Source organism: Burkholderia sp. Tr-862, assembly GCF_011753085.1.
GTDB classification, from domain to species: domain Bacteria; phylum Pseudomonadota; class Gammaproteobacteria; order Burkholderiales; family Burkholderiaceae; genus Burkholderia; species Burkholderia ambifaria.
Window position 1 is genome coordinate 1 of the sequence record NZ_VWWG01000023.1, and the last position, 12,856, is coordinate 12,856.

Here is a 12,856-nt window from a genome sequence, read left to right on the forward strand (position 1 = left end):
AGGTCGGCGCGGCGAGGGCGGCCAGTGCGGCGGCAGCGGCCACCGGCGCGGTGCGGGTGGCGGTGTCGGCGGCCGGCAAGGCCTGCGCGGCAACGGTGCTGCACCAGAGCGCAACGAGCGTTGCGCCGATCTGGCGCACCCCGAGCCAGCGGAGAGTAGCGGTCGCTGTCATGGTGGAATACCTGGCGTGATCGGGCGTGAGACGCCTGCCGGGAGCAGGCAAGACCGAGAGATTACCGTGTTTCACAAGCGCAACGCGAGCCGCCGATGCGTAGGCGCAGGCCTGCCGAAACGCGTTTTCGGCAATTTCGTCGCGAAAAAATCATCCGAAGTGTCTAAAGTATCGGAACGATTTGCCGCTAAGTCCGTGATGGGGCGGTAAAGGCGCGCCGCGCGGATGCGGCTGGTTTGTTCAATAAAGGCTTGATATGTCGACACCGCTGTTCGGAAAGTTGTTTGCGCAACCCGTTGCGATCGACCCTGGAACGGCGAGTACGCGGATTTATACGCAGGAGCGCGGCGTGGTGCTGAACCAGCCGTCGGTCGTCTGCTTTCGCAAGGGCGGGGCGTCCGACGCGCGGCCGACCCTCGAAGCGGTCGGCGAGCTCGCGAAGGCGCTGCTCGGCCGCGAGCCAGGGCATCTGGAGGCCGTGCGGCCCATGCGGCACGGCGTGATCGCCGATGCGCACGCCGCCGTGCAGATGATCCGCCGCTTCATCGACATGTCGCGCACGCGGTCGCGCTTCAGCCGCCGTGTCGAGGTCACGCTGTGCGTGCCGTCGGATGCGACGGCGGTCGAGCGCCGCGCGATCCGCGAGGCCGCGTTCGCGGCCGGTGTGTCGGAGGTCGAACTGATCGAGGAAGCGCTCGCGGCCGGGCTCGGCGCGGGCCTGCCGGTGACGGAGCCGGTCGGCTCGATGGTCGTCGACATCGGCGCCGGGACGACCGAAGTCGCGGTGATCGCGCTCGGCGGCATCGTCTACCGCGAGGCGATCCGCGTCGGCGGCAACCAGTTCGACGCGGCGATCATCAACTACGTGCGCAACCTGTACGGCGTGTTGCTCGGCGAGCAGACCGCCGAGCGCGTGAAGAACACGATCGGCTCGGCCACCCGCGCCGTGCCGCGCACGTCGACCCGCGCGATCGGGCGCGGCATCGAGGACGGCCTGCCGCGCTCGATCGAGCTGTCCAACCACGATGTGGCGGATGCGCTGGCCGCGCCGCTCAAGCAGGTGATCGGCGCGGTGAAGTCGGTGCTGGAAAACGCGCCGGCCGAACTCGTGACCGACATCGCGCATCGCGGCGTGGTGCTGACGGGCGGCGGCGCGCTGCTCGCGAATCTCGAGCGCCTGCTGCGCGACGAGACCGGCCTGATCGCACGGATCGCCGACGACCCGGCCACCTGCGCCGTGCGTGGCGCCGGTGAGGCGATGGGGCGGCTTGCGATGTGTCCGGTGGATTGACGCCGGCCGGGCAGGCTCGTTGACGTTTCCTGAAAGTCTTTCGAACCCCGAAGCGCCAGCATGCCGAACGTCGTCCGGCTCCTCCGGACACGTTCGCACGTCATGCCGGCCGCGTGATCTGGACATGCGCGAGGGCGGCGTGGCAGTATGCCGGGCCGCGTGCCGCCCAAGCCGGCGGCGCACTTCTCCAGGAGTCCGACACCATTGAAGCAGCGTTTCAAGCGGGGCAGCGTGGCCCGGATCGGCCGTGTGCTGGCAGCGTTCGCGTGCCTGTGGATCGTCGCGGCAGTCGTGCTCGTCGGCGCGGGGATGCGGATGTCGAGCGAGCCGGCCGAAGTCGCGGTGATCTTCGGCAATGCGCTGGATGACCGCGGCGCGCCGAAACCCGTGCTCGCCGCGCGGCTCGACGTCGGCGTGCGCTGCTATCGCGAAGGGCAGTGTCCGGCGTTCCTGGTCAGCGGCGCGATCGACGGCCCGGGGCTGAACGAGGCGACCGCGATGCGCGACTATCTGGTTGCGCACGGCGTGCCGGCCGACCGGATCGCCGTCGACGATCAGGGCGACAACACGCTCGCAACCGCGCAGCACACCCGCGCGTACATGCAGGCGCACCGGATGTCGCGCGTGCTGATCATCAGTCAGTATTACCACCTCGCGCGGGCGCGCCTCGCGTTCGAGCGGGCCGGCATCGCCGGCGCGAACATCTCCGCCGCGTATCCGCACCACTTCCAGTTGCGCGATATCTATTCGAGCTGGCGGGAAGTGCCGGCGTATGCGATCTATGGGCTGCGTCTGTGGCTCAATCCCGATGCGCGGCCCGTGTCGTTCCGGCCGATGCTTTATCTGATGAGCCTGTTTTCGTAACGCGACGCGGCGCGATGTCTGCCGCCCGCGTGCCGGGTTTCGATTTTCCCGCGCCGCGGTCCTTTTCCGTTTCCGATTTTTCTCGCCGAGTCACGCGGATTCACGCCGAATCCGGTGCGCTATCCCATTGATGGATCGGTACCGCCGTCACCGGATCATTAACGACGATCCGCATCGCAGACTTCAAGCAACGCCGGATTCGAAAGTGATTGCAGGATGTTGAAAATCCGCTTTTGGTTCGGCGGATCAAGGCGCTCGGCGATTTTTTCGGCCTATCGGCGTGAGCGCGGATATATCCCCTCGCGCAAATTCCGTTCCAAATTCCGGATAGAGAGTATCGGTGTTTCCACTGACTGCAACGCCCGGAAAGCCTTGCCACGCCTCGCGCGGAATTACCGGAATGCTTCAGTAGTTCTACTGGCGGTACGTCAACACCAGTAAAAAGTACATATTTCGTTGATTTGATTCAGATGGCAAAACATCCACTGGAAAACCCTATTTTTTTGATATAGCCTTGTCTGACAAAAAGCAGGGCAGTAATCAAATCAACCAGAAAATCGCTGCGTAAAAACAAGGGGCCAGGGTCATGTCATTCGGCTAGTTTTGCTTTCGCAAACGAGAATCGATTAACCAGCAGTTCATCCACGAATAAACCGACGTCGTTCCGCGACTGCCGGCGGGGACGCTTTCGTCCCGGATGTTCCGCCGTCGCCGGTCCGATTCAGCGGTCATGCCGATGCCGAGGGGAAGCATGAACATTGCGCATTCGAAGAAGAGCGGCGAGTCGTTTCCGAGGTTCCTGTTGCCGACCGGCGTTTTCCTGGCCTTGTCGGGTGCGGGCATCGTTTCCGCCTATGCGACCTGCTCGACGGCGGGCACGACGGTGACCTGTTCGGGTGTCGCGAATCCGCTGGCGCCAAGCTATTCGAACAGCGCCAACAACCTGAACGTCACGGTGAACCCCGGCGCGAGCGTCGGCGTGCTGCTCGGCGTGGGTGGCAACGCGATGTCGCTGACCGGCAGCAACACCACGCTGACCAACAACGGCACGATCGATCCGTCCGCGCTCGGCACGGGCCTGGGCGTGCTGTCGAGCGGCGCGGTGGTCGGCAATGCGGCGGCGAGCACCACGACCGTGACCAACAACGGCACGATGAACGGCTCGACCGGTGTCGCGATCAGCGGCGTGACGGGCATGGCGCTGTCGGTGCAGAACGGCACGGGCGGCACGTCGACGATTACCAACACCGGCACGATGGGCTCGACCCCGCTGGTCGGCGCGACGCTCGTCGGCGCGGATGCGCCCGTGGTCGCCGCGTACGGCGGCGGCACGGTCAACATGACGAACAGCGGGACGATCACCGGCCGCGTGTCGCTCGGATCGAACGGCACGCCCGGGCTGGGCAATACCTTTACCAATTCGGGCACGATCAACGGCAGCGTGTCGATGGGCGCGAACAGCACCAACACGTTCAATGCCGTGACGGGCTCGTCGGTCAACACGGCGGGCGGCACGGGCGGCGCGTTCAACATCACGGTCGGCCCGGTCACGCTCGGCGTCGCGGCGACCGGCACCGTCGACGGCGGCGCCGGCGGCAACAACACGCTGGTGCTGCAGCAAGGCACGTCGGCCAACGGCACCATCGCGGTCAACAACTACGTCAACTTCAATCATCTCGACGTCACGAGCGGTAACTGGACGATCAACGGCGCGTCGTCCGCGCAGGACGCGACGCTGGCGGGCGGCGTCGCGATCATCGGCAACAACGCGTCGCTCGGCACGGGCACGATCACGGCCACCGGCGGTGCGCTGCAGGCAGGCGCCGCCGGGCTCAACGTCAGCAACAACGTGGATCTCGGCGCGGGCGGGCTGACGGTGCAGGGCGCGACGGGGCTCTCGCTGTCGGGCACGGTGACGGGCGCCGGCGCGCTGACGAAGAACGACGGCGGCACGCTGACGCTATCGGGCGCGAACAACTACACGGGCGGTACGAACCTGAACGCCGGCGGCCTCGTGGTCGGCAACAACGGCGCGCTCGGCATCGGCGCGCTGAACGTCAACGCGTCGGCGACACTCGACACGAGCACCAACGTGACGCTCAGCAACGCGGTCAATCTCGCGACGGGCGCGACGCTGACGCTGGGCGGCAGCAACGCGCTCGGCCTGGCCGGCACGATCAGCGGCACCGGCGGACTCGTGAAGAACGGCGCGGCGACGGCGACGCTGACCGGTGCGAACACGTACACCGGCGACACGACGATCAACAGCGGCACGCTGGCGCTCGGTGCGGGCGGCAGCCTTTCGTCCACGGGCACGGTCAACCTCACCGGCGCGGGTGCGACGTTCGACCTGACCGGCGCGACGGGCGCGCAGACGATCGGCTCGCTCGCCGGCGCGGCCGGTACGAACGTGACGCTCGGCGGCAATTCGCTGACGCTCAACGGCAGCGCGAATACGACCTACGCCGGCACGATCGCCGGCACGGGCGGCTTGACGCTGTCGGGCACCGGCACGCAGGCGCTGACCGGCGCGAACATCTACACGGGCGACACGAACCTGAACGGCGGCAACGTCGTCGTCGGCAGCAACACGGCACTGGGATTCGGCACGGTCAACGTCAACGGCTCGTCGACGCTCGATGCGACCGCCAACGTGTCGCTGGCGAACGGCGTCAACCTCGCCACCGGCACGACGCTCACGCTCGGCGGCAGCACCGATCTCGGGCTGGGCGGCGCGATCTCCGGCGCGGGCGGGCTCGTGAAGAACGGTGCGGCGGCGCTGACGCTGGCGGGCGCGAACAGTTACACGGGCGGCACGACGCTGAACGCCGGCGGCCTCGTGCTCGGCAATGGCGCGGCGCTGGGCACGGGGGCGCTCAGCGTCGGCGGCGCGGCGACGCTCGATACGACCACGAGCCTGTCGGTCGCCAACGCGATCGATATCGGCACCAGCGCGACACTGACGCTCGGCGGCAGCAACGCGCTCGGCTTGAGCGGCGCGATTTCCGGCGCCGGCGCGCTCGTGAAGGACGGCGCGGCGACCACGACGCTGACGGGCACGAACACTTACACGGGCGGCACGACGATCAACGCCGGCACACTGGCGATCGGCGCGGGCGGCAGCCTGTCGTCCACGGGTACGGTGAACCTGGCGAATGCGGGCGCCGCGTTCGACATCGGCGCGGGCGGCGCACAGTCGATCGGCGCGCTGTCGGGCGTGGCCGGCACGAGCGTGAACCTGGGTGCAAACGCGCTGACGCTGGGCGGGACCGCGAGCGGTACGTTCGGCGGCACGATCGGCGGCACCGGCAGCCTGACGCTGGCGGGCACCGGCACGCAGACGCTGAACGGCGCGAATACCTATACGGGCGGCACGAACCTGAACAGCGGCAGCCTCGTGCTCGGCAACAACGCGGCGCTGGGCACCGGGGCGCTGAGCGTCGGCGGTGCGGCGACGCTCGATACGAATGCGAGCCTGTCGGTCGCCAACGCGATCGATCTCGGCACGGGCGCGACGCTGACGCTCGGCGGCAGCAACGCGCTCGGGCTGGGCGGCGCGATCTCCGGCGCAGGCGCGCTCGTGAAGGACGGCGCGGCGACGACCACGCTGACGGGGACGAATACCTACACGGGCGGCACGACGATCAACGCCGGCACGCTGGCGGTCGGCGCGGGCGGCAGCCTCGCATCGACCGGCACGATGAATCTCGCGGGCGCAGGCGCGACGCTCGACCTGAGCGCCGCGTCGGGCGGTCAGTCGCTCGGCGCGCTGTCCGGCGTCGCGGGGACGAGCATCGATCTGGGTGGCAACGCGCTGACGCTGGGCGGGACCGCAAGCGGCACCTTCGGCGGCGCGATCGGCGGCACCGGCAGCCTGACGCTGGACGGCACCGGCACGCAGACGCTGAACGGCGCGAGCACCTATTCGGGCGGCACGAACCTGAACAGCGGCGGCCTCGTGCTCGGCAACAACGTGGCGCTCGGCACCGGCGCATTGAATGTCGGCGGCGCGGCGACGCTCGATACGAACGCGAACCTGTCGGTCGCCAATGCGATCGATCTCGGCACGGGCGCGACGCTGACGCTCGGCGGCACCAACGCACTCGGGCTGAGCGGTGTGATCTCCGGGTCCGGCGCGCTCGTGAAGGACGGCGCGGCGACGACCACGCTGACGGGGACGAATACCTATACCGGCGGCACCACGATCAACGCCGGCACGCTGGCGGTCGGCGCGGGCGGCAGCCTGGCATCGACCGGCGCGATGAATCTCGCGGTCGCGGGCGCGACGCTCGACCTGAGCGGCGCCTCGGGCACGCAGACGATCGGCACGCTGTCGGGGGCGACCGGCAGCAATGTGAGCCTCGGCGCGAATGCGCTGACGCTGGGCGGGACCGCGAGCGGCACCTTCGGCGGCGTCATCGGCGGCACGGGCGGCGTGACGGTCGCGGGCACCGGCGTCCAGACGCTGACCGGCAGCAACACGTACACGGGCGGCACGACGATCGCGTCGGGCGGCACGCTGCAGCTCGGCAACGGCGGCACGTCGGGGAGCGTGGTCGGCAATGTCGTCGACAACGGCGCACTGATCGTCAACCAGTCCGGCAGTGTGACGCTCGCGAATGTGCTGTCCGGCACCGGTTCGCTGACCCAGGCCGGCAGCGGAGCACTGACGCTGACGGGCACCAATACGCTGAGCGGCCCGACGACCGTCGCCGCGGGTACGCTCGCCGTCGCCGGTTCGCTCGGCCAGTCGGCCGTGACCGTGCAGAACGGCGCGACGCTGACGGGCACCGGCACGGTCGGCGGCGTCGTGGTCCAGGGCGGTGGGGTCGCGGCCGCGTCGCAACCGGGCGCGGCGCTGAACGTCGCCGGCAACGTCACGTTCCAGCCGGGCTCGACGCTGCAGGTCGCGGTCACGCCGCAGCAAAGCGGCAGCATTGCCGCGGGCGGCACGGCGACGCTGAACGGCGGCACCGTGCAGGTGCTCGCGAACCAGGCCAGCTACCAGCCGAGCACGACGTACACGATCCTCAGCGCATCGTCGGGCGTGCAGGGCGCGTTCAGCCAGGTGAATTCGAACTACGCGTTCCTGATGCCGACGCTCAGCTACGATCCGAACCACGTGTACCTGAAGCTCGTCACGAATGGCACGGCGCTGCCCGACGTCGCGACGACGCCGAACCAGCGCGCGGTCGCGACCGCGATCGGTGCACTCGGCGCGGGCAACACGCTGTACGACAAGGTGCTGACGACCGATGCGGCCACCGCGCGCCAGGCCTACGGGATGCTCGACGGCGAACTGCAGGCGAGCATGAAGAGCATGCTGCTGCTCGACAGCCGTTATGTGCGCGATGCCGTGACCGATCGCGTGCGCCAGGGCCTCGCGCCCGGATCGGGGCCGCTCGCGGCGCTGTCGTCGGGCGGGGCCGCGCTGTGCGGCGACAACACGGCCGGCGTGACCGATCCGACGCTGCCGCCGGAGCGCCGGATCGGCTCGCGCGAGGGCTGCTACGGCGGCACGCCTTACCAGCCGGTGGTCTGGGGGCAGGCGTTCGGCGGCCGCAGCCGGCTCGCGGGCGACGGCAACGCGTCGACGATCAACCGCAGCATGACGGGCTTCATCGCCGGTGCCGACATGGCGCTCAACGACAAGTGGCGTGCCGGTCTGGCCGCGGGCGTCACGCACAGCTCGCTCGACAACGACCGCAGTTCGTCGGCGTCGGTCAACAGCTACTACCTGTCGCTGTACGGCGGTGCGCAGTACGGCGCGCTCGGCGTGCGCGGCGGCGCGTCGTACACGTGGTACCGGATCAACACCGACCGCTATCCGGGCTTCGCGGGTTTCTCCGACCACGATTCGGCCGGCTACAACGCGCATTCGGCGCAGGTGTTCGGCGAAGTCGGCTACGCGCTGCCGCTCGGGCCGGTCGCGCTCGAACCGTTCGCGGGTCTGGCCTACGTGAACCTGCATACCGACGGCTATACCGAAAGCGGCGGTCCGGCCGCGCTGCGGGCCGGCGGCCAGACGACCCACATCGGGTTCTCGACGCTCGGCCTGCGCGCTGCGTCGCAGCTCGGCTCGATCGCGAGCGGCACGTTCACCGCGCGCGGAATGGTCGGCTGGCGGCATGCGTTCGGCAACGTGCGGCCGTCGTCGGCGTTCACGTTCGCGAACGGCGGCACGTCGTTCCAGGTGTCGGGCGTGCCGATTGCGCGCGACAGCGCGGTACTCGAGGCCGGCATCGACGCGAACATCACGAAGCGCCTGACGCTCGGCCTCACGTTCAGCGGCCAGTACGGCAGCGGCGTGCGCGACAACGCGGTGCTCGGCAACATCCTGTGGAAGTTCTGACCGGCGCGTGACATGCCTGTGCGCGACGCCATGCGGCGACGGCAACGTCGCATGGCGTCCGCGTCGTGTTCGTCGCTGCGCGCTTCCCCCGTTCTGGCCTATCCTGTGCGAAACACGCGACGCGCGCCGCGCGTTGCGCCTCGACACAGGAGCATCGATGCCGAATCACGCCGAAGCCACCACGACGCAGGCGCCGCAAGTCGCGCCGCTTCCTCCGACCCAAGCGTCCGGCCCCGCATTCATCGCACCCGAAGCCGATCCGCAGGCGCTCGCGCGCAACAACCAGTACGTGCTGAAATCCGGCGACGCGTTCGTGGTCGGCGACGCGCTCGGCGACATCAGCGGGCACGACGACGGCCTGTTCGTCGACGACATGCGCGTGCTGTCGACATGGCGTCTGACCTTCGGCGGCCGCGCGCCGTCGCTGCTGTCGGGCGCGACGAGCGCGGACAACGCATCGTTTACCGCGCACCTGACGAACCGCCCGCTGCCGCCGCTCGGCGGCAAGGAGACGCCCGAGGGCGTGATCCACATCGAACGCACGCGCGTGCTCGCGGGCGACGTGCTGTACGAAGCGCTGACGCTGACGAACTACGGCGCGAGCGAGGCCGAAGTGCCGCTGTCGCTGTCGTTCGCGGCGGATTTCAAGGACATGTTCGAAGTGCGCGGCACGCTGCGCCCGAAGCGCGGCACGGTGGGCGCGCCGCGCGTCGACGCAGGTGCGGTGCGGTTGCGCTACGACGGCCTCGACAAAGTCGAGCGCAACGTGACCGTGCATTTCTCGCCGGCGCCCGACGCGCTGTCGGTCGATCGTGCCGATTACACGCTGACGATCGCCGCGCAGGCATGCGTGTCGATCTACCTGACCGTCGACGCGACGCTCGATTCGGCGCACCACGGCGCGGACCCGGGATGCGGGCGTGTCGCGCTGCGCACCGCGCTCGTCGGCGTGCATCGCGAGATGCGTTCGCGACGCGAGTCGATGGCGCGCGTGCACACCGGCAATCCGCTGTTCGACGCGTGGCTCGACCGGTCGCTCGCGGATCTCGGGCTGCTCACGACGCAGCTCGATACCGGGCCGTATCCGTATGCGGGCATTCCGTGGTTCTCGACCCCGTTCGGCCGCGACGCGGTGATCACGTCGCTGCAGATGCTGTGGCTGCAACCGTCGCTCGCACGCGGCGTGCTGCGCTTTCTCGCGGCGCATCAGGCGCGCGAGACCTCCGCGTTCCGCGACGCCGAGCCCGGCAAGATCATGCACGAGTTCCGCCGCAGCGAGATGGCCGCGACGGGCGAGGTGCCGTTCGCGCTGTATTACGGCGGCGTCGACACGACCCCGCTGTTCATCGTGCTCGCGGGCGCGTACGTCGAACACACCGGCGACGATGCGCTGATCGACGAGCTGTGGCCCGCGCTCGAGCGTGCCGCGCAATGGGTGATCGACAAGTGCGACCGCAATCCGTACGGGTTGCTCGATTACCAGCGCACGTCGGAGCGCGGCCTCGCGAACCAGGGCTGGAAGGACAGTCACGACTCGGTGTTCCACGCGGACGGCCGCTTCCCGGACGGCCCGATCGCGCTCGTCGAAGTGCAGGCGTATGCGTGCGCGGCGCTCGAGGCGATGTCGATGTGCTCGCGCCGGCGCGGCCACGCGGCCGATGCGACGCGCTATGCACTGCGCGCGAAGGCGCTGCGCGATCAGGTCGACGCGTTGTTCTGGATGCCGGACGGCCAGTTCTACGGGATCGCGCTCGACGGTCACGGCGATCTGTGCCGCGTGTTGGCGTCGAACGCGGGCCATCTGCTCGCGTTCGGGCTGCCCGACGCGCAGCGCGGCGCGTCGGTCGCGAGCGTGCTCGGCTCGACGCTGTTCCAGACGGGCTGGGGCATCCGCACGCTCGCGGCCGGCCAGCCGCGCTTCAACCCGATGGCCTATCACAACGGTTCGGTGTGGCCGCACGACAATGCGCTGATCGCGCGCGGGCTCGCGCGCTACGGCGACAAGACGGCCGCGGTGAACCTGCTGCGCGCGTTGTTCGAGGCGGCGGTCAGCTTCGAGATGCGGCTGCCGGAGCTGTTCTGCGGGTTCCCGCGCCGGCGCGGCGAACCGCCGACGGCCTATCCGGTCGCGTGCCTGCCGCAGGCGTGGGCGGCCGGTGCGCCGTTCATGATGCTGCAGGCGTGTCTGGGCGTGAGCGTCGACGCGGCGCGCCACGAGGTGCGGGTCGAGCGCCCGATGCTGCCCGAAGGCGTCGACTGGCTGCGCATCGACGATCTGCGCGTCGGCGACGAAACCGTCTCGCTGACCTTCCGTCGTGTCGACGGCCAGGTGGTCGCGGCGGCGGCGCAGCCTGGGCGTGTGAAGGTGGTCGCGCTGCTGTAGCGCAGGCGGGCGCGGACGTTGCGCGATGTCGCGCCACGTTCGCGCGCAGCGGCATAGAATCGTGACATGACCCTTGAACGATACGGGAGGCAACTACGATGACGACCGACAATCGGCCCGACGATGGCGAGCAGAAGCTCGAGAATCTGGAAGCGGCGGTCGACCACCTGCACAAGTCGATCGAGTCGCAGAGCATCGCGGCGGGGGCGGCGAAGGGCATCCTGTTCAGCCTGATCGAAACGCTCGGCGCGCTGATCGGCGATCCCGACCTGCCCGAACATGCGCGCTCGGGCTATGAGGCGCTGCGCGACAAGGCGAGCGAATTGCGCAGGGGGCTCGACCGGCATTGACGAACCGGCAGCCCCGGCGCCGGCCGCACGGCCCGCGCCGGGGCTGCCCAATCCTGCGCGGCCCGCACAAAACCCCGTGCGCTCAATGAGTTAGCCGGCTGGTGCGCAGGATATCCACAAGCTTGCCAACACAATCTGTGGAGAACCGGCCGGCCCCGATTCGGACGCGCAGCGCACGCTGCGAGGTCGCCAACGATGCCGCGTCGTTGACCTGCCGGGCACGATCTACTGAATCCCCTTTTGTATCAGGATGTTACGTGTCACATCAGTGGAATATCCACAGGCTTGCCAACAAAATCTGTGGATAAGTCTCACCTGATTGCTTCCTGATGGTTGACGATCCCGTGGGCGGCGGCCGCTGCGTCGAACCCCGTGCGCACGGGCTGCCCGATGTGTGCATCGTCGCCGTAAATCGTGCGCGATCAACGAGTTAGGTCCCGGGTACCCAGGATATCCACATCCTTGCCAACAAAATCTGTGGACAAGCCGGGCCCGTCATTCGACCGGTGCCGCGCCGGCCGCTTCCGCAACGATCCAGTCGCGAAACAGCGTCATCGCCGGCGTGAGCGGCTTCGACTTCAGCGACGTGAGCCAGTAGCCGCCCGCGCGCACGTCGATATCGAGCGGCCGCGCGAGCAGGCCAAGCTGCAGTTCGCGCGCGAACATGCAGGCCGGCGCGAGCGCGATGCCCGCGCCTTGCATCGCCGCCTCGACCATCAGCCGCGACGAATCGAACACCGGCCCGTTGACCGACCACGGTTCGAGTTGCGCGGCGTCGAACCAGCCGAGCCATTCGTCGGTGCGGTACGAGCGCAGCAGCGTTTCGTTCGCGAGATCGGCCGGCGCCGCGAGGCGCCGCGCGATCTCCGGCGCGCACAGCGCGGTGAGCGGCGCGTCGAGCAGCCGCTCGTTGCGCGTCGCCGGCCAGTTCCCTTCACCGAAGCGGATCGCGAAATCGAGGCCCTCGGCCGCGAGGTCGACGACGTTGTTGTTGGTCCGCAGCCGCAGCTCGACGAACGGGTGCGTGTCGCCGAAGCGCTTCAACCGTGGCATTAGCCAGCCTATGGCAAAGGTGCCGACCGCGCCGAGCGTCAGGACCTCGTGGAAGCGCCCGCCGTCGAACTGCTTGAGCACCGTTTCGATCCGGCTGAATGCGTCGCTGAGCACCGGCAGCAGCGCGCGTCCTTCGTCGGTGAGCCCGAGGCCGCGCGGCAGCCGGGTGAACAGCGCGCAGCCGAGCCGTTCCTCCAGCGAGCGCACCTGCTGGCTCACGGCCGCCTGCGTCACGCTCAGCTCGAGGCCGGCGCGCGTGAAATTCAGGTGGCGCGCCGACGATTCGAACGCGCGCAATGCATTCAGCGGAAGGTGAGGGCGGAGCTTCGTCATAAGAATTTCTTGTGGCAGCGCTCAATTATCGTTGCTTGTCAGGCAACCGTAAAGTCAC

The 12,856-nt window shown here is 68.9% G+C and carries 6 protein-coding genes; 5 read left to right on the forward strand and 1 reads right to left on the reverse strand.

What is annotated here, in order from left to right; translation table 11 throughout:
* Positions 1-428: 428 nt before the first annotated feature.
* From F3J14_RS09975 to F3J14_RS09995, 5 genes are all read left to right on the forward strand, one after another.
* The gene (locus tag F3J14_RS09975; RefSeq protein WP_166722827.1) at positions 429-1,463 is read left to right on the forward strand and encodes a rod shape-determining protein; all 1,035 of its coding nucleotides are present in this window, start codon (positions 429-431) and stop codon (positions 1,461-1,463) included.
* Between the two features lie 204 nt (positions 1,464-1,667).
* The gene (locus F3J14_RS09980; RefSeq protein WP_166722828.1) at positions 1,668-2,327 is read left to right on the forward strand and encodes a YdcF family protein; all 660 of its coding nucleotides are present in this window, start codon (positions 1,668-1,670) and stop codon (positions 2,325-2,327) included.
* A 751-nt stretch (positions 2,328-3,078) separates the two neighbouring features.
* Positions 3,079-8,679, forward strand: a complete 5,601-nt coding sequence (locus F3J14_RS09985) for an autotransporter domain-containing protein (protein ID WP_166722829.1) — start codon at positions 3,079-3,081, stop codon at positions 8,677-8,679.
* Between the two features lie 157 nt (positions 8,680-8,836).
* The gene (locus F3J14_RS09990) at positions 8,837-11,062 is read left to right on the forward strand and encodes an amylo-alpha-1,6-glucosidase (protein WP_166722830.1); all 2,226 of its coding nucleotides are present in this window, start codon (positions 8,837-8,839) and stop codon (positions 11,060-11,062) included.
* 98 nt (positions 11,063-11,160) lie between these two features.
* Positions 11,161-11,412 carry a hypothetical protein gene (locus F3J14_RS09995; RefSeq protein ID WP_166722831.1) on the forward strand — a complete coding sequence of 84 codons (252 nt, stop codon included), beginning with the start codon at positions 11,161-11,163 and terminating at the stop codon, positions 11,410-11,412.
* Between the two features lie 495 nt (positions 11,413-11,907).
* Here the strand turns inward: F3J14_RS09995 and penR are convergent, their stop codons facing one another.
* Positions 11,908-12,798, reverse strand: a complete 891-nt coding sequence (gene penR, locus F3J14_RS10000; protein WP_006758175.1) for a beta-lactamase transcriptional regulator PenR — start codon at positions 12,796-12,798, stop codon at positions 11,908-11,910.
* Positions 12,799-12,856: the final 58 nt, after the last annotated feature.